We start from the raw sequence: 24,380 nt of genomic DNA on the forward strand, positions 1-24,380 counted from the left end.
TTACCTCCGCCACTTCCGCAGCGTAAGGAGGTCGCAAGTGCCCTCCAGACAGCAGGACAGACCATGGCTGCCCGTATACCTCCCGCCGCAGAGCCGCGCCGGCCGCACCCTTTCGAGATCCTTGCCGCCCTCTGCGCCGGAAGCTTGCTGACGCTCATGCTGCTCAGCAACGGCATGATGGCCGCGCATACGACGCCGATCTTTGCCTCGCTGACCGCCCATGGCGTCGGCACGATGGTGGCTGTGGTGCTGCTCCTGCTGTTCCGGCTCCGCAAGCCGGCACAGTCACGCGTGTCTGTGGGTCGGGCGCCGCTCTGGGCGTATCTCGGCGGCATCTCAGGCGCGCTGACGGTGGTCGTCTCGACGGTGGTGGTGAACTCGTCCTTGGCGCTGACCGGTACGATGGCGCTGGGGCTCGCCGGTCAGGTGCTGCTGGCGCTGCTCTTCGACGCCACCGGCGCGCTGGGGCTCGAGCGGCGGCTGCCGCGGCGAAATGACTTGCTGGCTCTGGCGGCGATCGTCGGGGGCACGCTGTTGATCATCTTCGCACGGGGGGGCGCGGCATGATCTGGATGATCCTTCTCGGCCTCTGCTCGGGCATGCTGGTGGCGCTGTCGCGCCAGCTCAACGGGCGGCTCGCGCTCTCGACCTCGGCCATGCAGTCGTCGTTCTGGAACCACCTTGTCGGCTTCGCGGTGCTTGTGCCCTGCGCGCTGATCGCGGGGAGCTTCTGGCCCGCCGAGGCGGCCTCCGCCCATTGGTTCGCCTGGGTGGGCGGGGCAATCGGTGTGGTCTTCGTGGCCAGCGGCAGCTGGCTCATCCCGCGGCTCGGTGCGGCGCTGACCGGCGGTCTGTTGGTCGCCGGGCAGATGCTTTCCAGCGTCGCTCTGGATCTGCTGCGCGGGGTCGAGGCGGTGCTCTGGATGCAGCTCGCCGGGGTCGCCCTGATCCTGGTGGGGGTCTACCTGAGCCGGAGAGGCTGAAGCACGCGTCAGGGAAAGGCGCAGAATTCCCGACTCAAATACACGGGCTTGTAAGTTGACTGTTTTTGTAATGATTGGTAGCGCAAAGGCGCGATCCGACGCGCGGTGCAGGAACAGTCAGAGGCGACAAGACCATGAGCATCCCCCAGCAGATTTGGCCCGAAGACTTCGCGAAACGCTATGTGGACAAGGGCTATTGGCAGGGGGAGACCTTCGGTCAGATGCTGGACCGGCTGGAGGCGACTCACGGCGCGCGCCTTGCGCTGGTCGCCGGTGAGGCCCGCTGGAGCTACGCCGAGCTGGCCCGCCGCGCCCGCATCGCTGCCGAGGGCTTCGCAGGTCTGGGGCTGGTGCCGGGCGAGCGCGTGCTTGTGCAGCTGCCGAACCGCGCCGAATTCCTCGTCGCGGTCTTCGGCCTTTTCTACGCCGGGCTGGTGCCAGTCTACGCGCTCCCCGCGCACCGCGAGACCGAAGTGCTGCACCTTGCCGCCAAGTCCGGCGCCCGCGCTTATGTGGTTGCCGACCGGCACGACGGTTTCGACTACTTGCCGATGGCGCGCAAGGTGCTGGCCGAGATCGACAGCGTCGTGCATGTGATCGTGGCGGGTGAGGCCGCAGAGTTCACCGCCCTCGGCAGTCTCGGCGACCAGGGGCTCGCCGCCCCGGTCGCGCGCGATCCGCGCGCGGTCGCCTTCCTGCAGATCTCCGGCGGTTCCACCGGCCTGCCGAAGCTGATCCCCCGCACTCACGACGACTATCTCTACAGCGTCCGCGCCTCGGCCGAGATTTGCGGGCTGAGCGCCGACAGCGTCTACCTGTGCGCGCTGCCCGCCGCGCACAACTTTCCGATGAGCTCTCCAGGCTATCTCGGCACCCTGCACGCGGGCGGCACGGTGGTGATGAGCCCCAACCCGCAGCCCGAGGTCGCCTTCAGGCTGATCGCCGAGCATGGCGTCACGATCACCGGCCTCGTGCCGCCCCTCGCGCTCCTGTGGATGCAGGCCGCGCCGCGCAGCAAGCACGACCTTTCGAGCCTTGAGGTGCTGGGCGTCGGCGGCGCGAAATTCATCCCCGAGGCGGCGGCGAGGGTGCGACCCTTGCTTGGCTGCACGCTGCAGCAGGTCTTCGGCATGGCCGAGGGGCTGGTGAACTACACCCGGCTCGACGATCCCGAAGAGATCATCATCAATACTCAGGGCCGGCCGATCAGCGCCGACGACGAAGTTCTGGTGCTTGACGACGCAGGCAATCCGGTCCCCGAGGGCGAACCCGGCAACCTTTACACCCGAGGGCCCTACACCATTCGCGGCTACCACGAGGAGCCTTCGGCCAACGCCCGCAGTTTCACTGCCGATGGGTTCTACCGCACCGGCGACGTGGTGCGCCGCCTGCCCGGCGGCTATCTCGAGGTGCGCGGCCGGGCAGGCGATCACATCAACCGCGCCGGCGAGAAGATCTCGGCCGAGGAGGTCGAGGATCATCTGATCGCCCACGAAGCTGTCTTCGACGCCGCGGTGGTCTCGGTGCCCGACCGGTTCCTCGGCGAGAAGACCTGCGCTTTCGTGGTGCGTAGCGATGCGGTCGAGGTGCAGTCAAAGGACCTCAAGGCCTTTGTCCGCAGCCGCGGCATCGCCGAGTTCAAGGTGCCCGACCAGATCGTCTTCGTGCCCGCTTTCGAGACCACCGCAGTGGGCAAGGTCAGCCGCAAGGCCCTGCGCGCCGCGCTGAAAGATAAATACCTGGAAAAAGGAGAGACCGCGTGAGCCTTACGCAGGACAAGATGCGCGCCGATATTGCCGAGGCGCTGGAGATCGCCCCGGAGGAGATCACCGCCGAGGCCAATCTCTTCGATCTCGGGCTCGACTCCATGCGGCTCATGTCGCTGGTCATGACCTGGCAGGAGGCCGACGAAAAGGCGGATCTCTCAGAGATCTGGGAGCACCAGACCTTCGCCGCCTGGTGGGGCGTGGTCGCGGCCCAGCACGCCGGGGCCTGACATGGCGACGGGGCGCGCGGCTTTCCCGCTGACCGAGGCGCAGGAGGGCCTGTGGTATGCACAGGCGCTCGACCGCGCGAACCCGATCTTCAACTGCGGCCAGTACATCGAGCTGCTCGGCCCGCTCGACGTGGACCGCTTCGCCCGCGCCTTCGAGACGGCGGCGGCTCAGAGCCCGGCGCTGCGCCTCCGCTTCGGCATGCAGGGCGGCGCGCCGCGGCAATGGCTCGCAGAGGTGGGACCGCGGCTCGAAATGGTGGACCTTTCGGGGCTGGACGATCCCGTGGGAGAGGCCCGGGCCCGGATGATGGCCGACAGTGGCCGCGCTGTGGATCTTGCCGGCGAACAAGCCGGGCGCTTCGTGCTCTACCTCCTCGGCGGGGGCCGGGCCTTTTGGTACGAGCGCATCCACCATCTTGCCACCGATGGCTTCGGCATCGTGCTGCTGACCAACCGCGTGGGCGAGATCTATTCCGCAGAGGCGACGGGCAAGACCCCCGCTGCCTTCCCGGCGCTGGACCCGGTTCTGGAGGACGACGCAGCCTATCGTCAGTCCGACCGCCGGGCCGCCGATGCCGCCTTCTGGCTGGCCGAGATGCGGGGCCTCGAGACGGTCGCCGGACCCGCCGAGGGGCGCGCGGTCACCTCGGCGCGCTTCGACCGCGCCCGGCTGGACCTGCCGCCCGAGTTTTGCGAGGCGTTGAACTCCGTTTCCAAGGCGGCGGGCGTCGGCTGGCCCGATGTGCTCACGGTGCTCAGCGGGGCCTATTTCTCGCGCGTCTCGGGTGCGGGCGAGCGGGTTTATGGCCTGCCCTTCATGGCCCGCATGGGCACCAGAGCGGCCCGCGTACCCTGCATGTGGATGAACGTTCTGCCCTATCGCTGCGACCCCGACGAGGACAGGCCGCTGCCCGAGTTGCTGAAAGCCGAGGCGCGGCGGCTCGGCGCGCTGCGCAAGCATGGCCGCTATCGGTCGGAACAGCTGCGCCGGGACCTGCGGCGCACCGCCATCGACGCGCGGCTTTACGGCCCGATGATCAACGTCCAGCCCTTCGACATGCCGCCGCGCTTCGCTGGGCTCGAGGCGCATCTGCATATTCTCGGGGCCGGGGCGGTGGACGATATCACCGCCACCTTCCGGGGCGACGCGACCGCCTTGCTGTCTTTGGAGATCGACAGCAACCCGGCGCTCTATTCGGCTGACGCGGCGCAGCGACATCTCGATCGGCTGGCAGCGTTCCTGACGGCGGCGCTGAAGGCTGAGCGGCTCTCCGAGGTGCCGACACTGACGGCGGACGAAGAACGTTGGGCGGTCGGGGAGGTCAACGCCACCGATCATGAGTTTCCCGAGACCACGCTCACCGAGCTGATCCTCGCGCAGATGCGCGCCGCGCCCGAGGCGCCCGCGGTTGTCTATGGCACGAAGACGCTCAGCTACGCCGAGCTGGACCGCCGCTCCGCCGCGCTTGCCGCCGCGCTGCGCGCGCAGGGCGCCGGGCCGGGCAAGGTGGTGGCCACGGCGCTGCCGCGCTCCGAACATCTGGCCGTCGCGCTTGTGGCCATCCTGCGCGCCGGCGCCGCCTATGTGCCGCTCGACCCCGAGAATCCGCCCGCGCGGCTTGCCGCGCTGCTCGAGCGCACTGGCGCGGTCGCGCTGCTGGCAGAGGGTGATCTCGACGCCGGGGGCATGGCCGCCTTTGCGCCCGGGTCATGGCCCGCGACCGGCGCGGCACCGGAGCCCGGCACCACGCCGGACGATCTGGCCTATATCCTCTTTACCTCCGGCTCCACCGGCGAGCCCAAAGGCGTGATGATCGAGCACCGCGCGATCGTGAACCGGCTGCTATGGATGCGCGACCACTATGGTATCGATACCACGGATCGCATCCTGCAGAAAACGCCGACCACCTTCGACGTCTCGGTCTGGGAGCTGTTCCTGCCCTATCTTTGCGGCGGCACGCTGGTCTTTGCCGAGCCGGGTGCGCATCGCGATCCCTCGGCCATAGCCCGGCTGGTGCGCACGCAGGGCATCACCACGATGCATTTCGTACCCTCGATGCTCTCGGCCTTCCTCGAGGCCCCGGCCTCCGAGGGGCTTTCACTGACCCGCGTCTTCTGCTCGGGGGAGGCGCTGACCGCCGAACACCGCACGCGGTTCCACGCGCGGGTAACGGCCCAGCTCCACAACCTCTACGGCCCGACCGAAGCGGCGGTGGACGTGACCTATTGGGATGCCGCCCCCCAGGACGACAGCCTGCCGCTGCCCATCGGTTTCCCGGTGTGGAACACCCGCGTCCAGGTGCTCGACGCGCGCCTGCGCCCGGTGCCGCCCGGGGTGCACGGACAGCTCTACCTCGGAGGGGTGCAGCTGGCGCGGGGGTACCTCGGCCGCCCCGACCTGACCGAGGAGCGTTTCATCCCCGATCCCTTCCGTCCCGGTGAGCGGCTCTACGCGACGGGCGACCTGGCCTATCTGCGGCCCGACGGCGCGGTGGTCTACGCGGGCCGGGCCGATCACCAGGTGAAGATCCGCGGCATGCGCATCGAGCCGGGCGAGATCGAGGGCGCGATCAAGGCGACGGGGCTGGTGCGCGATGCGGTGGTGATCGCCCGCGCCGACGGCGGCGCGGACCCGCGTCTCGTGGCCTATGTGCTGACGGGGGCGCGCTTCGATAGCGCGCCGCTCATGGCGGAACTGGCGACCGCGCTGCCCGCGCACATGGTGCCCTCTGCGGTGGTGGCGCTCCAGAGCTGGCCGATGACCAGTTCGGGCAAGCTCGACCGCAAGGCGCTGCCCGCGCCGGTGCTCAAGATGCCCGTCGGCACACCTCCGGTCGGCCCGGTCGAGGAGCGTCTCGCCGCCCTCTACCGTGACGTGCTGCACCTGCCCCAGACACCGAGCCGGGAGGCGGATTTCTTCGACCTTGGCGGCGACAGCTTGACCGCGCTGAGCCTCAGTTTCCGCATCGAGGCCACCTTCGGGCAGGATCCGGGGCTTGGGCAGATCTTCGAAACCCCGGGGCTTGCCCAGCTCGCCCGTGCGCTCGAGATGGCGGAGACGGCGCAGGCCGGGCTCGCGCCGCTGCTGCCGCTGGCCGAGGGGGAGGGCGCGCCGCTCTTCATCCTGCATCCGGCGGGCGGGCTCGGCTGGGGCTACCGGCGACTGGCGCGGGCGTTGACGACGCCGCGCCCGGTCTTCGCCGTGCAGTCGCCGCTGCTGACCGGCGCGCCGCTGCCTGGCACCCTGCGCAGGCTCGCCGTAGATTACGCCGACCGGATCGAGGCGCAGGCGCCGCAAGGCGTGATCCACCTCGCCGGGTGGTCGGTGGGCGGTATCCTGGCGCAGGAAGCCGCGGTGGAGCTGGCGACGCGCGGCCGCGCGCCGGGGCTTGTCGCCCTGCTCGACAGCTACCCCGCCGAGTGCTGGCGGGCCGAACCCCAGCTTTCGGACGCCGAGGCGCTGCGCGCCCTCTTGGCCATCGCCGGTCACGACCCGGACAGCCATCCCGAACTCGACAGCCGCGCGGCGGTGGTGGGCTTTCTCAAGCAGGGCGGCACGCCGCTCGGCAGCCTGCCGGAGGCGGTGCTCGACGCGGTGGTGTTGCTGGTTACCGGCACCAACCGGTTGATCCGGGGCCATGAACACCGGCGTTACTCGGGCACGCTCACCCATGTGCGTGCGGCGCGAGACCACGCCGGGCGCGACCTGCATGCCGGGCTCTGGGGCGCCCACGCCGCGCGGGTCGAGCCGCTCGATCTGCCGCTGCTGCATCCCGAGATGGTCTCGCAGGTTGCGGCCGAGGCACTGGGGCCGGAATTCTCGGTGCGCATGGCGCAGGCCGAGGCGCTGCTGCGGGAGAGGGCTTGAGCCAGGGCCCGGTTTCGCTTTCTACCGAGCCGCCAACGCCAGCGTCCCGGGCAGCGAGGCCGGGAGCGAGGCGATATGCACCGCGCCGGGGTAGACCTGCGCCGAGATCTCTAGCCCGGCGGGCGCACCGCGAAGCTGCTCGATGATCCGCAGGGTGGGCGGGGGCGGTCCGTCGGGCTGCGGCCCGGCGCTGCCGGTGCGCTTCTCCTTGTCGCCCATGCCGAAGTGCAGCGCCCGAGGCGGGCCTGCGGCGATGCCGCGCTGCGAGACAAGCCGGGCGACCAGCGTCTCGTCCCACCAGACCGACGGGCTGATTGCGGCGAAGCGGGCAAAGCTGTCGGGCCTTGTCAGCGCGGTAAAGAGCGTGAAGAGCCCGCCGAAGCTGTGCCCCCAGAGCGTTCGCCTTGCGGGGTCGACCGACAGGCCATGCTCGACCTCGGCGCGAATGCCACCGGTCAGCCGGGCGAAATAGGCCTCGGCGCCGCCGGCGCGCCGCTCGGGGTGGTGCGGGTCGGGCCGCGGCGCGGCGCCGGGCGCCACGGGGGGAGAATAGTCGAAGATTCGATGGTTGCGGGCAAACTGCTTGTCGGTGTCGTAACCGATCCCGGCGACAATCAGCCCGGGTGCTCCCTCGAGCAGCGCGGCCGTCAGGAAGTCGAAGGCCGCATTCCCGTCGAGCAGGTAGAGGATCGGCCAACCTCTCTCCGGCGCGGGCGCCTTGGGAACCGCAAGGAAGAGCCGCGTTGCGGGCACGTCGGGAGCGTCCGGGCCGCAGGTTTCGCGGGGCAGAACGCGACTGGTGAGGACGTGCGAAGAGACTGGCGTCGTGAGGATTTCCAGCGTGGCGTCCCGTCCGCGATGCGGCGGCAACGGGGTCTGCGGGGCAGTTTCGCACATGAGATCCGCTCTCGGGCTTATTAGTTGACAATACCACTCAAGTAATTTCCCTTGGCCCCGGCTGCAATGGCCGATCATGCCGAAGAAAGGACTCTCATGACGCCGCGTCTCAGGCATCCGTGCATTCTTACCTCGAGCTGGCTTTTGATGGGTCTTTCCATAGTTCTGGCGTCGCTGCTGCTCGGGACCGGCGCGGCGCGCGCCGAGATTCGCGTGACCGACCTGGCCGGACGCGAGGTGGTGCTGGAAGAGCCGGCGCGGCGGATCGTGCTGGGCGAGGGGCGGCATCTTGCGGTGCTGGGCATGCTGCACGCGGACCCGGTGGCGCTGCTGGCGGGCTGGCGGCAGGACAAGGGACTCGATCCGGCGACCTATGAGGCCTATCTCGCAAAGTTCCCGGCGCTGGCTGACGTGGCGCCGGTGGGGGCAGGCAACCGTCTGCTCTCGGTCGAGAGCACGATCGCGCTGATGCCCGACCTCGTGCTGCTGAGCCTGATGGACGCGACGGACCCGCAGATGGAGATGCCGCTGCGCCAGCTGGACGCGGCGGGCATTCCGGTGGCCTTTGTCGACTTCTTCACCGCACCGCTCGAGAACACCCTGCCGAGCCTGCGGCTGATCGGCGCGCTGACCGGGGCCGAAGAGAGGGCAGAGGCGTTTGCCGGCTTCTACCAGAGCCACCTCGACAAGGTCCGGGCCACGCTGAAGGCCGCTCAGCCCGCGCCGCCGCGGGTCTTCATCCACGTGCATGCCGCGCCGACCAACTGCTGCGCTACCGTGGGGCCGGGGGTCTTTGACGAGTTCGTCGAGGCCGCGGGAGGCTACAACATCGGCCGTGACAGCGTGCCCGGGGTGATGGGCAACGTCGGGCTGGAGAACCTGCTGGCCTCGGACCCGGATGTCTACCTCGCCACCGGCGGCGCGCATATGAAGGCCCGCGGCGGGTTGGTGCTGGGCGCGGGGATCGGCGCAGAGACGGCGGCGCAGAGCTTCGCCGCGCTGCTCGCCACCCCCGGCTTCGCCGACCTCCGGGCGGTGCAAGAGGGGCGGGCGATCGGCATCTGGCACCTGTTCAACGATTTCCCGGCGCATATCGCGCTGATCGAGGCGCTGGCCAAACGCTTCCACCCGGATCTCTTCCCGGATCTTGACCCGATGGCCACCATCGCCGAGTTCGAGGATCGCTTCTCGCCGGTCGAGATAACCGGAAGCTACTGGACCCCTGCCGAATGAGCGCGGTCCAGGCGATCCTTGCCGAGCAATCGCGGCGCAGCCAGCGCCGGGTTCTGCTCGTCGCCCTGCTGGGACTGGGCGCGGGGTTTTCGGTGCTTCTCGATCTGGTCTCGGGGCCGTCGGGCTTGCCACTCGGGCAGGTGCTTGGCGCTCTGACCGGGGCGGGCGAGGTGCCGAAGGCCGCGGAGGTGATCGTTTGGCAGGTCCGCCTGCCGGTCGCGATCATGGCGCTGCTCGTGGGCGCGGCGCTGTCACTCTCGGGGGCCGAGATGCAGACCGTGCTCGACAACCCGCTGGCCGAACCCTTCACGCTCGGCATCTCGGCCTCGGCGGCGCTTGGCGCGGGGGTGGCGATCGTGCTGGGGCTGTCGTTGCCGGGCATCCCGGTGCTCTGGTCGGTGTCGGGCAACGCCTTTGTCTTCGCGCTCCTTGCGCTGGGGTTGCTGCAGCTGGCATCCGTCTTGCGGGGCGGCGGCTCCGAGGTGGTCATCCTGCTCGGTATTGCGGTCAACTTCACCGCCGCGGCGCTGCTGGCGCTGGTGCAATTTGTCGCCTCGCCGGATGCGCTGCAGCAGCTGGTGTTCTGGACCATGGGCAGCCTCGTCAACGCGCGCTGGGAGGGCATCGCAATGCTGGCACTTGTGCTGGCGGCCTGCCTGCCCTTCTCGCTCGCCGCGTCGTGGCGGCTGACGGCGCTGCGGCTCGGGGCCGATCAGGCGCAGGGCTTCGGGCTCGATGTGGCGCACCTGCGGCGCTGGACGCTGGTGCGGGTGAGCCTGCTGGCGGCGGCGTCGGTCTCCATGGTCGGCGTGATCGGCTTCGTCGGCCTCGCCGGGCCGCATATCGCGCGGATGGCAGTGGGCGAGGATCACCGTTTTCTGCTGCCGGCAAGCCTCTTCACCGGGGCGCTGCTGATGTCGCTCGCCTCGGTTGCCTCGAAGCTGCTGGTGCCCGGGATCCTGCTGCCGGTGGGGATCGTGACCTCGCTGGTCGGCCTGCCGGTGTTCTTTGCTCTCGTGCTGCGGAGGGAGGCGCGATGAGCCTTGATATTCGCGACCTGACCGTCGCGCGTGGTCCACGCCGGGTGATCGACGGGCTGAGTTTGCCGCCCTTCGCCATGGGGGAATTCGCGGTGATCGCCGGGCCGAATGCGGCTGGCAAATCGACCCTGCTGCGGGCGATCGCCGGGCTGCTGCCCTCGACTGGAGAGATCACGCTGGAAGGTCGGGCGCTGCACGCCCTGCCGCGCGCCGAGCAGGCCCGGCTCGTGGGCTTCATGCCGCAGAGCCTCGAGAGCCGCTCGGCGCTGACAGTGCTTGACAGCCTGATGGTGGCGATGAACGCGGGCGGCGGTCTCGCGGGGCGCGCGCTGCGCGGCCCTGCGGCGGGGCGGCATGCGCTGGAGGTCCTGGCGCGCTTCGGTCTGGCCGAGCTGGCGCTGCGCCCGATGGCGGCACTTTCTGGCGGGCAGCGGCAGGCGGTGGGGCTGGCGCAGGCGATGATCCGCGATCCGAAGCTCCTGCTGCTCGACGAGCCGACTTCGGCGCTCGATCTGGCACGGCAGTTCCAGCTGCTGTCGGAGGCGCGAAAGCTCGCCTGCGAGGGGCGCATCGTGATCGCCGTGCTGCACGATCTGGCGCTGGCGGCGCAATGGGCCGACCGGGTGGTGCTGCTGGAAGGCGGCGCCCTGCGCGGTTCGGGCGCGCCCTCGGACGTGCTGACACCGCGGAGCCTGTCGCAGGTCTATGGCATTGACGCGCGGGTCGAGCGCTGCTCGGAAGGGCGGGTGATGGTCATGGTCGACGGGCTCTCGCAGCCCTGATTTTCAGGAGAGATTACGATGCAGATTTTCGACAGCTCTGACCGCTACGGCGCGGTCTCGCGGGGGCTGCACTGGGCGGTGGCGGTGCTGATCCTCTGGCAGTTCCTCGGCATGGGGCTGAAGCTGATCTTCGGGCGCAATGATTTCGTCGGCTTCTTCGTCGGCACGCACCAGCCGGTGGGCTTTGTCATCTTCTGGCTGGTGGTGTTCCGCGTGCTGTGGGCGCTGGCGAGCCGCAAGCGCCGCCCGGATCATGGCACAGGGATGCTCGCCAAAGCGGCGGCAGCGGGCCACGGGCTGCTCTACGCGTTGATGATTGCCATCCCCACCCTGGCCCTGCTGCGCGCCTGGGGCGGAACACGGGGGTTTGCGCCGTTCGGGTTCGAGGTCTTTGCCCCGCGCGAGGTTGAGATCGCATGGGCCACGAGCCTTGCCGGACTGCTGCACGGCGAACTGGGCTGGGTGCTGGCAGTCTTGATCGTCGGACATATCGCCATGGTCGCCGTGCACGAGAGGTTTTGGCGCGACGGCACGCTGAGGAAGATGGCGGGGCGGCGCTGAGCCGCTCCGGCAAGAAGCTAAATCACTGATAAAGGGACAGAAAAAGCCCCACCGCGCGGGTGCGCTGGCGGGGCAAGTTCGTGCCTGCCGAAGCAGGCACCGGCGGTCGTGAAACCTTTATCTTGTTCTGAAACTCAGTTCGGGCGGTCGGCCATCTCGTCGCGGATCTGCTGGCGCAGCACGTCGATCGGCACAAGCTTGCCCTCGCGCTTGAAGTGCCAGTAGGTCCAACCGTTGCACGAGGGTGCGCCCTCGAGCTGGGCGCCGACCTGGTGGATAGAGCCCTTAACTTCGTCGCCGATCAGCGTGCCATCGGCGCGCACCTTGGCGCTCTTGCCCGAGGAGGACACCAGCATCTCTCCGGGGCTCAGCATGCCGCGCTCGACCACCTGGCCGAAGGGCACGCGGGGCTCGGCGCGCTTGGCGCGGGTCACTTCCAGCGACGAGCGGTCGAAGGGGCGGATCGAGGCGATGCGCTTCTCGGCGACCTCGCGGTAGGCCGCCTCGCGCTCGATGCCGATGAAGTCGCGGCCCAGCATCTTGGCGACGGCGCCGGTGGTGCCGGTGCCGAAGAACGGGTCGAGCACCACGTCGCCGGGGTTGGTCGAGCCGACCAGCACGCGATGCAGCAGCGAGGCGGGTTTCTGCGTCGGGTGCGCCTTGTCGCCGTTGGCGTCCTTGAGCCGCTCGCCGCCGTTGCAGATCGGCAGCACCCAGTCGGAGCGCATCTGCACGCCTTCGTTCAGCGCCTTCAGCGCCTCGTAGTTGAAGGTGTACTTGGCGCCCTCGCTCTTCGACGCCCAGATCATCGTCTCATGGGCGTTGGTGAAGCGCTTGCCGCGGAAGTTCGGCATCGGGTTCGACTTGCGCCAAACGACGTCGTTGAGGATCCAGTAACCCGCATCCTGCAGCGCCGCGCCGACGCGGAAGATGTTGTGATAGGAGCCGATGACCCAGAGCGCACCGTTCGGCTTCAGCAGCCGCTTGGCGGCCTTCAGCCACTCGCGGGTGAAGCGGTCGTAGACGGCGAAGCTGTCGAATTGGTCCCAATGGTCGTCGACGGCATCGACGCGGGAGTTGTCGGGGCGGTGCAGATCGCCCTTCAGCTGAAGGTTGTAGGGGGGATCCGCGAAGATCAGGTCAACCGACGCCTCCGGCAGCGCATTCATCTGCTCGATGCAATCGCCGGAAAGAATCGTGTTGAGCGGGAGCGCAGTTGCGCCCTTGGTTTTCGTCATTGCTGTCATTCTCTGCCTCTGCCCCGGCGCATTTTTGCGCTCTTGGATTGGGGATAAAATGAGGGAACAGCGAATCGGGGTCAATTTGTTTTTTTAAATCAGGACCTTACGTTTGCGTCTTGATACAAGATATTGTGTATGGGTGCGAAGGATCTTCTATGGTGTGGGGTCACACCGAAATCTCGGAGGCCATCCATGTGTCTTTTGGAGCCGTACCCTGCGTTCGTTTCCCAGCCGTAATGGGGATACTGTTGCGCCAAGTCCCGCATCAAATCGTCCCGCCAGATCTTCGCGACGATCGAAGCAGCCGAGATACTCACAGACTTACCATCCCCCTTAACCACAGCCGTCGCGGGGCAGGGCAGATCGGACGGCAGGCGGTTGCCGTCGATCAGCAGATGCGCGGGGGCGGTGGGCAGTGCCGCAACGGCACGGCGCATGGCGAGGTAGGTGGCCTGCAGGATGTTGATCTCGTCGATCTCCTCGACCGAGGCCACGCCGAGGCCGACCTGCGCTTGTGCGCGGATGATCGGCTCGAGCGCCTCGCGGCGCTTGAGGGTGAGTTTCTTGGAGTCGTTGAGCCCGAGGGGGATCAGCGCCGGATCGAGGATCACCGCGGCGGCGACCACCGGCCCGGCGAGCGGCCCGCGGCCGACTTCATCCACCCCGGCGACCAGCGCGCCATTGGCCCAGAAGGGCGACTCGAAAGATGTATCAGGTCCAGTCATGCGGGTGTTCTGCGCCCTTGGGCGCAGCAGGGCAAGCTCAGCCCGCCTTGGGATGGGTGGCCTCGTAGACCTTCATCAGGTGCACGCTGTCGACCGAGGTGTAGGCCTGGGTGGTCGAGAGAGAGGCGTGGCCCAGCAGCTCCTGGATGGCGCGCAGGTCGCCCCCGGCCGACAGCAGGTGCGTGGCGAAGCTGTGGCGCATGGCATGGGGCGTGGCACTGGCGGGCAGGCCAAGCTGCATGCGTGCCTTTTCGGTCACCGACTGGATCAGCCGGGGGTTCAGCTTTCCGCCGCGGGCGCCCCGGAAAAGCGGGCTGTCGGGGGTGATCTCGAAGGGGCAGAGCCGCAGGTAGACCTCGACCGCGCGGCGAGCCACGGGGAGCACGGGCACGATGCGCTCCTTGCCGCCCTTGCCGAGAATGCGCAGCGACTCGCCGAACGGCCAGTCGGCGCCAGTCAGCCCCAGCGCTTCGGAGATCCGCAGGCCGCAGCCGTAGAGCAGGGTGACCACCGCCGCGTCGCGCGCCCCGACCCAGCCCTCGCGCGACTGCATCTCGACGGTGTCGATCATCGCGCGGGCGGCGTCCTCGGTGAGCGGACGGGGCAGCTTTTTCTGGAACTTGGGCGCCCGCGCCGAAAGCACCGCGGTGGGCTCGAAACCCTCGCGCTCGGCGAGCCAGCGGTAGAAGCTTTTCACCGCCGAGAGCTTGCGCGCCATGGAGCGGGCGGCGCAGCCATTGCCATGCAGGTGGGCGAGGAACGCACGCATGTCCGGAGTGGTCACCCGCGCCAGGGGCTTCAGCCCCTGCGGCTCGGCGTGGTGCATCGTCTGGAAGGCGATGAACTCGGCCACGTCGCCACGATAGGCGGTGATGGTGTTTTCCGAGGCGTTCTTCAGCGCGCGGGCGTGCTCCAGCCAAGTCTGCAGCGCATCGCGCGCGGCGGGTGTGAGCGCGAGGCTCACGACAGCCAGCGCCGCATGGTGCGCTCGAAGACCCCGCCGAAGAAGGCGAGCAGATCGGTGCCCTGCTGCGGCGTGAACATCTGCGGATCCTCGGAGCCCATGACCAGCAGGCCGGGCAGGCGGCGCGGGCCGAAGTCGAGCTTGAGGCAGGCCTCGGAGCGGATCAGGTCAGCGCGCGGTCCGAAGATGCGGGTGTCGCCGGCGCCGAGCTGGCGCAGGGTAACCTGCCGCAGCGGCGCGTCGGTGCGCTCGGTGAGGTAGCTCGAGACGAAGCCGGGCTCGGCCAAAGACAACACGTCGCCGAGCTTGCTGACGGCGCGGGTGTCGTCGGGGTGGCCGGTTTCCAGCACCAGCCGCATGACGTCAACCCGCAGGATCGCGGCAACCTCGCCGTTGAGATCGCGCAGGAAGGGCTCGAAAGCCACCGGATCGAGCATCCGCAGGATGGCGCGATGGATCTGGTTGGTGCCGGCGAGGTTCTCGTAGGCGGCCGCGATGACGCTGCGGTGGGTGTCCTCGAGCCGGTCGAGGCGGGACTCCAGCCGCTCCATGGCGATGCCGCGCAGGTCCACGATATTGGAGCCCATGGCGCGTTCGTTCGACGCGATGAGCGCCTGCATCAGGTCGCGATCATCGAGAATCATGTCGGGGCGAGAGAGCAGCTGCTCGCGCAGCGTCTCGTCGATACGGGGACTGCTCATGCCTGTTCCGGTCTGTCCGTGCCTGTTCCGGGTGATCCGTGTTTTGTGCAGACCCTATCAGGTCCAACGCGTGATTGCGCCCCCTTTCTTGGACGACCGGCGTGTTTCCGCGAGGTGTGATGACCGCGCCGCGCGGCGAAGGGAAGGCTTTGGCGGCGCGGGGATTTCTGGCAGACTGCACGGGGCACAGGAGGAGGATCTCATGCCCACCATCACCCACCCCAGCTCCGCCCAGACGGTCGTCACCACATTCGAGACCAGCCCGGGCACCTGCCAGGACCTGCTCGAGGCGCTGGAAGAGGCCTATGATGCCTTTATCTCGAAGCAGCCGGGGTTCGTGGGGGCGGGCTTGCACGTGAACGACGCCCAGACCCGGATCGCCAATTACTCGCAATGGGAGCGGCGCGAGGATTTCCTTGCCATGCTGCGCAGCTCCGAGATGCGCGCCTGGAACCGCCGGTTCAACGATCTGTGCCGCAGCTTCGAGCCGGTGCTCTACGAGGTGGCGGCGGTCTACTGACCTTGCCACCCCGCGCAAGGGGGGCTCAGGCAGCCAACGTGCGCGCGGTGCCGCGGCGCTCGGAGACGCGCAGCCGGTAGCCCTCGCCGCGCACCGTCTCGATGGCGAGCGCTGCCTCGACCGGGGCGAGATGGGCGCGCAGGTTGCACATGTAGACGTCAAAGACCCGCGGCGCCGGCTCGTTCTCGAAGCCGTAGACGTGGTTCATCAGCGTCTCGCGTGTGGCGAGGCGGCCGGGGCGCAGGGCGAGGAATTCGAGGATCTCGTAGAGTTTGGGCGAAAGTGAGAGCGTCGTTGCGCCGAAATGCACCCGGCGTTTGTCGAGGTCGAAGCGCAGCGGGCCGCAATCGCTGACGGGCAGCGACACGCCATGCGCGCGCCGCGCCACTGCGCCGAGGCGGGCAAGGATTTCTTCGGGGGAGGCTTCGGAGGGCAGCACGGTGTCGGCGCCAGCCATCAGCCAGGCGGCGATCTGCGCGCCGTCCGACTCTCGCGAGATGACCGCGATCGGCACCTCGGGATTCCGCTCGCGCAGACGGGTCAGCGTGGTCTGGTTTCGCAGCACGCTGGCCTCGATCACCAGAAGGTCGTGCGCGCCGATGCGGTGGAACTCTTCGATGTCCTCGGCGGCCTCGCAGCGGGTCAGCAGCGTGCCGGTCTGCGCCAAGGCGTGACCGAGGCTCATCATCTTCCAGGTGGTTTCAGCAATCAGATAACGCATGGGCAGGCTCCTCTTATGCACCGCGGGCGCTGGCCCGGCGGAAAATCCGTTCTCTTGGGGGCGAGGGTGACCATTCTTGCAGGTCTGCCGGGAAACCCGGGGCCTCCCGTGGATCCGGGCGGATCCGTCGGGGGAGGGCGGCGCGTTCTGCGGCCCGTTCCAAGGAGTAGCGTGCAATTGTGCCCGAAATGTGTTGCCAGCTTGGGGCGGGGAGGATGATTTGTATCAAGGCGCTATACCTTCGAAGAGCCCATGATGCCGTCAGGTCAGGAAAGGAGGACTTTCATGTACAAGAACATTCTGGTGCCGATCGCATTCGACAGTGCTTCGAAGGCGCAAAAATCCCTCGAGGTCGCCAAGGCGCTTGCCGAGCCCGGCGCGACGATCACCTTGCTGCATGTGCTGGAGCACATCCCGGGCTATGCCGTCACCTACCTGCCGCCGGACTATCTCGCGCAGTCCCGGGCCGCGCTGGAGAAGGAGCTCGGCGACATGGCGGCGAAGGTGCCGGGGGCCAAGGGCATCGTGATCGATGGGCATTCTGGGCGGTCTATTCTGGAATATGGCGAAGAGAACGCTTGCGACCTGATCGTCATTGCCTCGCACCAGCCGGCGATGAGCGATTACCTGCTCGGCTCGACCGCGGCGGTGGTCGTGCGCCACGCCCATTGCGCGGTGCATGTGCTGCGCTGAGGCACGGGCAGGGAAACAGGCTGCGCGGGCGCCACGGGGCGGCCCGCGCGGGGGTATGGACCGCGGCTAGGAAATGCGCCGCAGATCGCCCGAGGCGAGCGAGGACTGCGACCAGTCGTTGGTGCCGTAGTAATCGCGGTACCAGTCGACGAAGGCCTGCACCCCCTTGGCGAGATCGGTGTCGGGGCGGTAGCCGGTCAGCCTGTGCAGCAGCGAGGCATCGGCCCAGGTCGCCGGCACGTCGCCGGGCTGCATGCACATGGGATTGCGCCGAGCTTCGAGGCCGGTGGCCCGCTCGATGGCGGCGATGAACTCGCCGAGCGGGACTGCCTGCGAATTGCCGATATTGATCACCCGCCACGGCGCGACCGGGGACAGCGAGTCTCCCTCGGGTACGATGCCGCCCTCTGGCCGCTTGGGCACCACGTCGATCAGCATCCGGATCCCCTGCACAAGGTCGGTGACATAGGTGAAGTCGCGCATCATCCGTCCATGGTTGTAGACGTCGATCGGCGCGCCGCTGAGGATCGCCTTGGTGAACTTGAAAAGCGCCATGTCCGGGCGGCCCCAAGGGCCGTAGACTGTGAAGAAGCGGAACATGGTGGTCGGCAGATCGTAAAGATGCGCATAGCTGTGCGCCATGCACTCGGTGGCCTTCTTGGTTGCCGCGTAGAAGGACATCTGGTGATCGGTGCGCTCGGGTTCGGTGTAGGGCATTTCCTTGTTGGCGCCATAGACAGAAGAGGTCGAGGCCAGCAGCATGTGGCACGGCGGATAGGCACGCGCCGCCTCGAGAAGTTCGAAGGTGCCCATCATGTTGCTTTCGAGATAGCTGCGCGGATCCTCGAGCGAGTGGCGCACCCCCGCCTGCGCCGCCAGATGCACGACGACGTCGGGCCGCTCGCGCGCGAAAATCTCGTCAAGCAAGCCTTTGGTCTCGATGGCGCTGTTGAGAACTGAGAAATCAGCGTGCTTCTGTAGTAGGGCCTGTCTGCGCCGTTTCAGCTCCACGTCATAATAGTTGGAAAGATTGTCGACCCCTACGACGCGAAACCCATCGTGCAGCAGTCGTTGACACAGATGGTACCCGATAAAGCCTGACGAGCCAGTGACCAAGGCCGTGCGCATCAATGAACTCCTACAAAAAAAAATATTTTAAGAAATCAATATCTATTGTCTTGTGGGCAGCTTGCGCACAACGCAAGAGCTTTCTGTTTTGAGGCCGGCTTTGCTCGGTGCACCGCCGGTCCCGGCCTATTCCAGCGGCGACTTGCCTTACGCGCGCCCGATCGATTTGCGAGACGCTAATGGCCCCTCGCGGAGTGCGAAGAGTGCACGAAAAGGGTGATTCGAGCGAGCCGCTTGGCGCGCGGACAACCGGTTAAAGGGCCGTGCAACATGACGGCGCGGCGGACCGGCCGGGCGTTCGCGAAATGTTGCCAGAGTGGAGAACAGAGGTTTGCCTATTTTTTGGGCATCACCACCTCTGCAGCGCGTACGATCCGATCTGTCTTATAGGACTGTTACAGTAGGCTATTCTCTTGCAACGAAACGGCTTTGCCGCGCCGGCTGGAGATAATCCCGCAGCGCTCGCGTCGGCGCGCGGTGAAGTGTGTGTGCAGCCTCGGTTAACGCAGCCTTAAAGATAATTGGCACAACCAACCGGCTGCGCTATAGTTCGAATCATTGGAGAAAGGAGTTTTTAGAATGACTGACAAGACCCCCATGGGGGACTCTCTCGAGTCTCCTGGCCGTCGTGAATTGCTGGGCAAGGCCGGGAAATATGCAGCGGTGACGCCGCTGGCTGTGACCGCGCTGCTGTCGACCTCGATGCAGGCAAATGCCGGCGGCATCTTCCGTTCGGGCGGCGTGAACTGCAAACCCGGTCGCAAGTACAAGATGAAGAAGAGATACGGCTCGCATTAAGCCGGCCCGGCGTTTGTTTACCCGGCTTCCTGATTTTCTTCATTTTTGAGAAGACGTAATTTGTTGAGTGAAACCCTTTTTGTCCTCCCCGCTGCAGGGGTCACGCTGGCGCAAGTGAACCGTCAGCATCTTCTCTTGGTCCCAGAGAAGGAACTTCTGTTTTCGGCCACTCCCCCGGTGGCCGAGGCTTGGGCAGGGTTTGAACTTGGCGTTGCGTCCGTGACATTGGATGCCGCTGCCGAAACAGGTGGCGGCATTCTTCTGGACCTGATGCAGATCGGCGCGCTCGAGCCGCTTGCGACCACCAGCGGCCCGGCACGGGTCGGCTGTTCCGAAACGCTGGATTTGGCCGGCGTTCATGTCGTGGTGGCCTTCGAGGATGACGCCCTGCGCACGGAGCTCATGCCCTGCTTCGCCCATCTGGCCGTGGCGCCCCGACGGGGCGATGCGCATCTGGTGGTGCAGCGCGACGGAGACCGCATCGGGATCGCGCGCCGCGATGGGGACATGGAGTGGGTGGCGCCGCACGAGGCGGTGCCCCTGCTCAAGATCAAGATGACCGAGACCCTCTTTGATCATACGCAATACATCATGCTGCACGCCGCGCAGCTCGGTAGGGATGGGCGATGCCTGCTGCTGCTGGGCGACGCGGGGGCGGGCAAGAGCACGCTTGCGACCGCGCTAGAAGGCGCCGGATTTGCCCTGCTGAGCGATGACATCGTGCTGCTTTCGCAAAGCGGCGAGGCCTCGGCCCTGCCGTTCCCGGTGACGCTCAAGGAAGGATCGTGGTCGTTGCTCGACCACCGCCGGGCCGAGATTCAGGACGCCGGGCAGCACTTGCGCCCGGATGCGCTGAGCGTGCGTTACCTCGGCCTGTCGGCTGAGGCCGGCTGGAAGGACGTCGGCTGGGTGCTGAAACTTGACCGACAGCCGGACGGCCCGGCCTCGGTCTCGGAGCTGTCGCTTGCCGAGACCTTCTCGGTGCTGCTCGGGGCCGCCTGGTCCGGCGAGGAGGCGATGTCGCCCGAGGTCTTCGAGGCCATGGCGGGTTGCCTGAATGGCGCGCGCTACGGGCGGCTGATCTATTCGGATTTGCCGCGGGCCCTCACCGAGGTGTCCCGCTTCTGCGAAGAGGGATGACCGGACCGCGAAGGGGGTATGAACTACTTGGAATTTCTGTTGAAAATGATTGTTGATAAGTGATTTTTAAGAATTCGATTTCAATTTACTGCGGTTTTTTTCAATCGCGTTGCGCCAATTTATAACGGCAATGGGACAGGCACATGAAAGCAGGCGTCGCAGCGTCCTCCCCGCTGGAACATCTCGGTCGTGCGCTCTGCGGCGACCTCGGGCATGTGCCGGATTGGCCGGGGCTGATCGGAACGGCGAACGACGAGTTTGTCACCCCGGCCCTGTTTCAAAGGCTGCGCCAGGACGATGTACCGGCCGCCGAACCCGAGGCGATGGCCTATCTCGGAGAACTCGATTCCCTCAATTGTCGGCGGAATGGAAATCTCTGGGCCATGGTGATGGAATGCACGGGCCTGCTCAACGCCGAGGGCATCGTGCCGACCCTCATCAAGGGCGCCAGCGAGATGGCGCTCCAGAACGATCCCGCGCAATTCTACAGGCTGATGATCGACGTCGATCTCCTGGTCGAGCCCAGCGAGATCGCCCGCGCGCAGCAGCTGCTGACGCAGGAGGGGTTCGAGCGGATCGAAGACAGCGAATACGCGCATTCCCCCGGCAGCTTCTGGAAGGCGGGGTACGTCGGCACGCTCGATCTGCATGCCGGTCTGCAATCGGACATCGGGCGCTTCCTGTCCGAGGGCGATTGGCTGGGCCGGCGCGAGCTGCGCAGCCGCGATGGGCTGCGGTTTTACATTCCTGATGCGTCCATGCGCCTGCTGATCAACATCAGCCACGACATGCTGCATCACACCGGCCTCGCGCGCGGGGGTATCAGTTTGCGCTACCTCCTGCCGCTCCGCGCACTGCTCCGCAACGAGGGCGGCGCGCTCGACTGGCCCTGGCTGCTCTGGCTGCGCCGAGACCGCGGCTTCCGCCTCGCCTTCGATCTGCAGTTGCTCATGCTGCAGGAACTCTTCGGCCTGCCACTTCCGCAGGGAGTACAGCCGGATCTTGCAACACGGGCTCTTCACCGGCGCCGCCTGATCAAGGCACGCCATCCCCGCCTGGCCGATCTGGAATGGGCCGTGGTGAAACCGATCTACTCCCGGCTGAAAAGGCATTGACCAATACAGCCATACGGCTGGTGCCTGCCCGTCTGGCACCACTTCCTCCCCTCATGAGGCCGCCAGCAGGCACAGCAAAGCGAATCTGCTTTGAGTTGTGCCTTGAGGGCGGTACATCATGCTCATTGTTATTGCTTTTCTGAGGATTGTTGCGATGAAGATTGCCATTATCGGCACCGGTTACGTGGGCCTTGTCTCGGGCGTGTGTTTCTCCGACTTCGGTCACGAGGTGGTTTGCGTCGACAAGGACCCGCGCAAGATCGAGATGCTCGAGCGCGGCGAGGTGCCGATCTACGAGCCGGGGCTGGACACGCTCATGGCCAAGAACGTCGAGGCGGGGCGGCTGTCGTTCACCCTCGACCTGCACGCGGCCATCGACGGTGCCGAGGCGGTGTTCATCGCGGTTGGCACGCCCACGCGGCGCGGCGATGGCCATGCGGATCTCACCTACGTGATGGCCGCCGCCGAGGAGATCGCCAAGGCCGCCGATCACTACATCGTCGTGGTCACGAAATCGACCGTCCCTGTCGGCACCAACCGCAAGGTGCAGGAGGTGGTCGCCGCCGCCAATCCCGCGCTCGACTTCGACGTGGCCTCGAATCCCGAGTTCCTGCGCGAAGGTGCGGCGATCGACGATTTCATGAAGCCCGACCGGGTCGTGGTCGGCGTCGAGAATGACCGCGCCGCCAAGGTCATGGAAGACATCTACCGCCCGCTCTACCTGCGCGATTTCCCGATCGTCACCACCGACCTCGAGTCCGCCGAGATGATCAAATACGCCGCCAACGCCTTTCTCGCGACGAAGATCACCTTCATCAACGAGATCGCCGCGCTCTGCGAGAAGGTCGGCGCGGACGTGAAGAGCGTGTCCAAGGGCATGGGGCTCGACGGGCGCATCGGCAACAAGTTCCTGCACGCCGGGCCGGGCTACGGCGGCTCGTGTTTCCCGAAAGATACCAAGGCGCTGGCCCGTATCGGCCAGGAACATGCCGCGCCGATCTCCATCGTCGAGACGGTGATCAAGGTCAATGAGGACACCAAGCGGCGGATGACCGACAAGCTGCTCGACCTCTGCGGTGGCAGCTTCAACGGCAAGAAGGTCGCCGTGCTCGGCGTCACCTTCAAGCCCAACACCGACGACATGCGCGACGCGCCCTCGCTGACCATCGTGCCGGCGCTGGTGGGCGGTGGGGCTTCGGTCTCGGTGGTCGACCCGCAGGGCAAGCGTGAGGGTGAGGCGCTGCTGCCGGGCGTGGCTTGGGAGGATGATCCCTATGCCGCCGCCAAGGACGCCGACCTGCTGGTCATCCTCACCGAATGGAACGAGTTCCGCGCGCTCGATCTGCAGGCGCTGGCCAAGGGCATGGCAACGCCCCGCATGGCCGATCTGCGCAATATCTACACCTACGAGGATGCTCTGGCCGCTGGCTTCAGCGATTACGAGAGCGTTGGCCGCGGCGATCCCGCGACGGCCTGAAGTCAGGCCGGAAACGCAAATCGGGCGGCGCATGTCCTGCGCCGCCCGATCAAGGGTTTTCCGGTCAGAGCGCTGAGGCTCAGCCTAGAATGCTGTCGCTCGGCATGAACTCGAGCGCGTCGATGCGCAGCGGTTCGTTGCCGCTGTCGCCATGGCCCGCGAGCACGATCTCGTCGCCTGCTTCGATCTCGACATCCGAGATGACATGGCGGGTGAGCGTGTTCTTGTTCGCCAGGCGATCGCCGAGGTCGGCATCCCAGTGCCAGGAGTCGACGACCTCGCCGTTGACGCTGACCTCAAGGTAGGACACGCCATCGGTTTCGTCGAAATAGTCGACGCCGATGTCATACGTGCCGGTTTCCCCGTCGAAGGTCGCCGTTGCCTCGGCATTGCCAAGCGCGCTCAGCACGTGGCCACCGGAGGCGGCCGCGATGTCGGAGACGCCGAAGCCCTTCTTGACGGTCGAGTCGAACTGGAAGGTCTCTGCTTCCATCCACAGCCATTCGCCGGAGCTGCTGGCGGCCTGTTCGCTGGAACCGTCGCTGGAACCGTCGCTGAGGCCGGTCATCTCGAGGCTGACCGTGTCGATGCGTAGCGGCTCGCGGCCATCGTGCTGGCCTTGGAGCGTGACGACGTCCCCCTCTTTCAGCTCGAGGTTCTCGATGACCTTGGAGGTGAGGGTGGTCTTGTTGGCCAGGGCGCTGCCCAGATCCTCATCCCAATCCCAGCTCGTGACCTTTTCACCGTTGACGAGGACCGCCAGCGAGCTCACGCCGTCGTTCTCATCGTAGTAGTTGACGGTGAGGCTGTAGACCCCAGCGTCGCCGTCGAAGGCCAGCGAGGCATCCTGCAGCGCGCCGCTCTCGTTCTGGATGACCTTGCCACTCGAGGAGCCGGACAGCGACTTGACCACCCATCCGTCGGTGAGCTCGAGGTCTTCGGCCTCGACAGAGATTACCGTGCCGATCGCGTCGATGTTGCCGGTGCCGACTTCAGGGCCGGTTCCAGTTCCGGTGTCGACGAGCGAGTCCTCGATCTCGGCAGTCATCTCGAGGCTGACGGTGTCGATGCGCAGCGGCTCGCTGCGATCGTGCTGGCCCTGCAGGGTGACGACGTCACCTTCCTTGAGCTCGAGACCCTCGATCACCTTCGAGGTGAGGGTGGTCTTGTTGGCCAGCGCGCTGCCCAGCTCCTGGTTCCAGTCCCAGGTTGCGACCTGCTCGCCGTTGACGAGGACCGCCAGCGTGCTCACGCCGTCGTTCTCGTCGTAGTAGTTGACGGTGAGGCTGTAGACCCCGGCGTCGCCGTCGAAGGCCAGCGAGGCGCTCTGCAGCTCGCCGCTCTCGTTCTGGATCACTTTGCCGCCCGAGGAGCCGGACAGCGACTTGGTCGCCCAGCCTTCGGTGAGCACGAGATCTTCCGCCTCGACGGTGATCACGGTGCCGACGGAAGAGCCGGTGGAATCGCCGCCGCCCACGATGGTGGTCTCATCCGAGCCGTCGGTGACGTCGGAGATGTCGCCGCCGATATCGTCGCCCTCGGTGACCGTATCGGAGAAGCCGTCGAGCAGGCCGTTGATGTAGTCCTCGATGTTCGAGAAGCCGTCACCGTCAGCATCCTTGTTGGCGTCCGCGACGCTGGAGTTGGAGCCGATGATCTTCTCGTAATGGTCGGGAATGCCATCGCCGTCGCTGTCCTTCAGCGCGTCGACGGGCGTGTGCTTGCCGTAACCGCCAACATCATCCGGCGAGTCGATCAGCTTGCTGGATTCATTGATCACGCTGTCGATAATGCGCT

At 66.8% G+C, this 24,380-nt stretch carries 22 protein-coding genes; 15 read left to right on the forward strand and 7 right to left on the reverse strand.

Annotation, left to right across the window (positions count from 1 at the left end; genetic code table 11):
- Positions 1-63: 63 nt before the first annotated feature.
- The 5 genes from CEW88_RS14315 to CEW88_RS14335 all read left to right on the forward strand — a co-directional run bounded on the left by CEW88_RS14315 (position 64) and on the right by CEW88_RS14335 (position 6,847).
- A complete protein-coding gene (locus CEW88_RS14315) occupies positions 64-567 on the forward strand; it encodes a DMT family transporter (protein ID WP_108968256.1) in 504 nt (167 codons plus the stop codon).
- Positions 564-983: a DMT family transporter gene (locus CEW88_RS14320; protein ID WP_108968257.1), complete on the forward strand. Its 420-nt coding sequence runs from the start codon at positions 564-566 to the stop codon at positions 981-983. Before CEW88_RS14315 ends, CEW88_RS14320 begins: the two co-directional genes overlap by 4 nt.
- Before the next feature lie 134 nt (positions 984-1,117).
- Positions 1,118-2,746 carry a (2,3-dihydroxybenzoyl)adenylate synthase gene (locus tag CEW88_RS14325; RefSeq protein ID WP_108968259.1) on the forward strand — a complete coding sequence of 543 codons (1,629 nt, stop codon included), beginning with the start codon at positions 1,118-1,120 and terminating at the stop codon, positions 2,744-2,746.
- On the forward strand, positions 2,743-2,979 hold the full coding sequence (locus CEW88_RS14330) for a phosphopantetheine-binding protein (protein ID WP_217626467.1): 237 nt from the start codon (positions 2,743-2,745) through the stop codon (positions 2,977-2,979). Before CEW88_RS14325 ends, CEW88_RS14330 begins: the two co-directional genes overlap by 4 nt.
- Before the next feature lies 1 nt (position 2,980).
- A complete protein-coding gene (locus CEW88_RS14335) occupies positions 2,981-6,847 on the forward strand; it encodes a non-ribosomal peptide synthetase (protein WP_108968261.1) in 3,867 nt (1,288 codons plus the stop codon).
- A 21-nt stretch (positions 6,848-6,868) separates the two neighbouring features.
- Here CEW88_RS14335 and CEW88_RS14340 read toward each other — a convergent pair whose 3' ends face one another.
- Positions 6,869-7,744: an alpha/beta hydrolase gene (locus CEW88_RS14340; protein WP_108968262.1), complete on the reverse strand. Its 876-nt coding sequence runs from the start codon at positions 7,742-7,744 to the stop codon at positions 6,869-6,871.
- A gap of 147 nt (positions 7,745-7,891) precedes the next feature.
- Here CEW88_RS14340 and CEW88_RS14345 point away from each other — a divergent pair, with 147 nt between their 5' ends.
- Genes CEW88_RS14345 through CEW88_RS14360 form a run of 4 tightly spaced genes read left to right on the forward strand, consistent with a single transcriptional unit; the run spans position 7,892 to position 11,360 of the window.
- Positions 7,892-8,977: an ABC transporter substrate-binding protein gene (locus tag CEW88_RS14345; RefSeq protein ID WP_108969827.1), complete on the forward strand. Its 1,086-nt coding sequence runs from the start codon at positions 7,892-7,894 to the stop codon at positions 8,975-8,977.
- On the forward strand, positions 8,974-10,017 hold the full coding sequence (locus CEW88_RS14350; RefSeq protein WP_108968264.1) for a FecCD family ABC transporter permease: 1,044 nt from the start codon (positions 8,974-8,976) through the stop codon (positions 10,015-10,017). Before CEW88_RS14345 ends, CEW88_RS14350 begins: the two co-directional genes overlap by 4 nt.
- A complete protein-coding gene (locus CEW88_RS14355; protein ID WP_108968266.1) occupies positions 10,014-10,799 on the forward strand; it encodes an ABC transporter ATP-binding protein in 786 nt (261 codons plus the stop codon). The genes CEW88_RS14350 and CEW88_RS14355 overlap by 4 nt, the downstream gene beginning before the upstream one ends.
- Before the next feature lie 18 nt (positions 10,800-10,817).
- Positions 10,818-11,360: a cytochrome b gene (locus CEW88_RS14360; protein WP_108968269.1), complete on the forward strand. Its 543-nt coding sequence runs from the start codon at positions 10,818-10,820 to the stop codon at positions 11,358-11,360.
- Between the two features lie 134 nt (positions 11,361-11,494).
- Here CEW88_RS14360 and CEW88_RS14365 read toward each other — a convergent pair whose 3' ends face one another.
- From CEW88_RS14365 to CEW88_RS14380, 4 genes are all read right to left on the reverse strand, one after another.
- Entirely contained in the window at positions 11,495-12,607 is a 1,113-nt protein-coding gene (locus CEW88_RS14365) for a site-specific DNA-methyltransferase (protein WP_108968270.1), read from the reverse strand.
- 89 nt (positions 12,608-12,696) lie between these two features.
- Positions 12,697-13,326, reverse strand: coding sequence for a ribonuclease HII (locus CEW88_RS14370; RefSeq protein WP_108968272.1), 630 nt, complete (start codon positions 13,324-13,326; stop codon positions 12,697-12,699).
- Positions 13,327-13,363: 37 nt separating this feature from the next.
- Positions 13,364-14,290 (reverse strand): tyrosine recombinase XerC, encoded by a 927-nt coding sequence (locus CEW88_RS14375; RefSeq protein WP_108968274.1) that lies wholly within the window; start codon positions 14,288-14,290, stop codon positions 13,364-13,366.
- Positions 14,287-14,991 carry a DUF484 family protein gene (locus tag CEW88_RS14380; RefSeq protein ID WP_095883756.1) on the reverse strand — a complete coding sequence of 235 codons (705 nt, stop codon included), beginning with the start codon at positions 14,989-14,991 and terminating at the stop codon, positions 14,287-14,289. The genes CEW88_RS14375 and CEW88_RS14380 overlap by 4 nt, the downstream gene beginning before the upstream one ends.
- A gap of 202 nt (positions 14,992-15,193) precedes the next feature.
- On the opposite strand from CEW88_RS14380, the gene CEW88_RS14385 reads away from it, so the two are divergent.
- The gene (locus CEW88_RS14385) at positions 15,194-15,511 is read left to right on the forward strand and encodes an antibiotic biosynthesis monooxygenase family protein (protein WP_095883755.1); all 318 of its coding nucleotides are present in this window, start codon (positions 15,194-15,196) and stop codon (positions 15,509-15,511) included.
- Positions 15,512-15,536: 25 nt separating this feature from the next.
- Here the strand turns inward: CEW88_RS14385 and CEW88_RS14390 are convergent, their stop codons facing one another.
- Complete coding sequence (locus tag CEW88_RS14390) at positions 15,537-16,232, reverse strand: winged helix family transcriptional regulator (protein WP_108968276.1); 696 nt, start codon at positions 16,230-16,232, stop codon at positions 15,537-15,539.
- A 285-nt stretch (positions 16,233-16,517) separates the two neighbouring features.
- On the opposite strand from CEW88_RS14390, the gene CEW88_RS14395 reads away from it, so the two are divergent.
- Positions 16,518-16,925 carry a universal stress protein gene (locus tag CEW88_RS14395; protein WP_108968278.1) on the forward strand — a complete coding sequence of 136 codons (408 nt, stop codon included), beginning with the start codon at positions 16,518-16,520 and terminating at the stop codon, positions 16,923-16,925.
- Between the two features lie 66 nt (positions 16,926-16,991).
- On the opposite strand, the gene CEW88_RS14400 is transcribed toward CEW88_RS14395, so the two are convergent.
- A complete protein-coding gene (locus CEW88_RS14400; RefSeq protein ID WP_108968280.1) occupies positions 16,992-18,053 on the reverse strand; it encodes an NAD-dependent epimerase/dehydratase family protein in 1,062 nt (353 codons plus the stop codon).
- 579 nt (positions 18,054-18,632) lie between these two features.
- Here CEW88_RS14400 and CEW88_RS14405 point away from each other — a divergent pair.
- The 4 genes from CEW88_RS14405 (at position 18,633) to CEW88_RS14420 (ending at position 22,583) form a co-directional block, all read left to right on the forward strand.
- Positions 18,633-18,851 (forward strand): hypothetical protein, encoded by a 219-nt coding sequence (locus CEW88_RS14405; protein WP_203594904.1) that lies wholly within the window; start codon positions 18,633-18,635, stop codon positions 18,849-18,851.
- A 219-nt stretch (positions 18,852-19,070) separates the two neighbouring features.
- Positions 19,071-19,991, forward strand: coding sequence for a hypothetical protein (locus tag CEW88_RS14410; RefSeq protein WP_159099614.1), 921 nt, complete (start codon positions 19,071-19,073; stop codon positions 19,989-19,991).
- Positions 19,992-20,134: 143 nt separating this feature from the next.
- A complete protein-coding gene (locus CEW88_RS14415) occupies positions 20,135-21,106 on the forward strand; it encodes a nucleotidyltransferase family protein (RefSeq protein ID WP_108968284.1) in 972 nt (323 codons plus the stop codon).
- Between the two features lie 154 nt (positions 21,107-21,260).
- Entirely contained in the window at positions 21,261-22,583 is a 1,323-nt protein-coding gene (locus tag CEW88_RS14420; RefSeq protein WP_108968286.1) for a UDP-glucose dehydrogenase family protein, read from the forward strand.
- The last annotated feature ends 1,797 nt before the right edge of the window (positions 22,584-24,380 follow it).

This window comes from Alloyangia pacifica (assembly GCF_003111685.1).
Classification (GTDB): Bacteria; Pseudomonadota; Alphaproteobacteria; order Rhodobacterales; family Rhodobacteraceae; genus Salipiger; species Salipiger pacificus_A.

Coding starts and splice junctions, on each gene's coding strand:
- CEW88_RS14335 (WP_108968261.1), top strand. CDS start 2,981: ATGGCGACGGGGCGCGCGGCTTTCCCGCTGACCGAGGCGCAGGAGGGC.
- CEW88_RS14405 (WP_203594904.1), top strand. CDS start 18,633: ATGACTGACAAGACCCCCATGGGGGACTCTCTCGAGTCTCCTGGCCGT.
- CEW88_RS14315 (WP_108968256.1), top strand. CDS start 64: ATGGCTGCCCGTATACCTCCCGCCGCAGAGCCGCGCCGGCCGCACCCT.
- CEW88_RS14380 (WP_095883756.1), bottom strand. CDS start 14,991: ATGAGCAGTCCCCGTATCGACGAGACGCTGCGCGAGCAGCTGCTCTCT.
- CEW88_RS14385 (WP_095883755.1), top strand. CDS start 15,194: ATGCCCACCATCACCCACCCCAGCTCCGCCCAGACGGTCGTCACCACA.
- CEW88_RS14390 (WP_108968276.1), bottom strand. CDS start 16,232: ATGCGTTATCTGATTGCTGAAACCACCTGGAAGATGATGAGCCTCGGT.
- CEW88_RS14370 (WP_108968272.1), bottom strand. CDS start 13,326: ATGACTGGACCTGATACATCTTTCGAGTCGCCCTTCTGGGCCAATGGC.
- CEW88_RS14320 (WP_108968257.1), top strand. CDS start 564: ATGATCTGGATGATCCTTCTCGGCCTCTGCTCGGGCATGCTGGTGGCG.
- CEW88_RS14340 (WP_108968262.1), bottom strand. CDS start 7,744: ATGTGCGAAACTGCCCCGCAGACCCCGTTGCCGCCGCATCGCGGACGG.
- CEW88_RS14365 (WP_108968270.1), bottom strand. CDS start 12,607: ATGACAGCAATGACGAAAACCAAGGGCGCAACTGCGCTCCCGCTCAAC.
- CEW88_RS14400 (WP_108968280.1), bottom strand. CDS start 18,053: ATGCGCACGGCCTTGGTCACTGGCTCGTCAGGCTTTATCGGGTACCAT.
- CEW88_RS14395 (WP_108968278.1), top strand. CDS start 16,518: ATGTACAAGAACATTCTGGTGCCGATCGCATTCGACAGTGCTTCGAAG.
- CEW88_RS14350 (WP_108968264.1), top strand. CDS start 8,974: ATGAGCGCGGTCCAGGCGATCCTTGCCGAGCAATCGCGGCGCAGCCAG.
- CEW88_RS14325 (WP_108968259.1), top strand. CDS start 1,118: ATGAGCATCCCCCAGCAGATTTGGCCCGAAGACTTCGCGAAACGCTAT.
- CEW88_RS14345 (WP_108969827.1), top strand. CDS start 7,892: ATGGGTCTTTCCATAGTTCTGGCGTCGCTGCTGCTCGGGACCGGCGCG.
- CEW88_RS14415 (WP_108968284.1), top strand. CDS start 20,135: ATGAAAGCAGGCGTCGCAGCGTCCTCCCCGCTGGAACATCTCGGTCGT.
- CEW88_RS14420 (WP_108968286.1), top strand. CDS start 21,261: ATGAAGATTGCCATTATCGGCACCGGTTACGTGGGCCTTGTCTCGGGC.
- CEW88_RS14355 (WP_108968266.1), top strand. CDS start 10,014: ATGAGCCTTGATATTCGCGACCTGACCGTCGCGCGTGGTCCACGCCGG.
- CEW88_RS14360 (WP_108968269.1), top strand. CDS start 10,818: ATGCAGATTTTCGACAGCTCTGACCGCTACGGCGCGGTCTCGCGGGGG.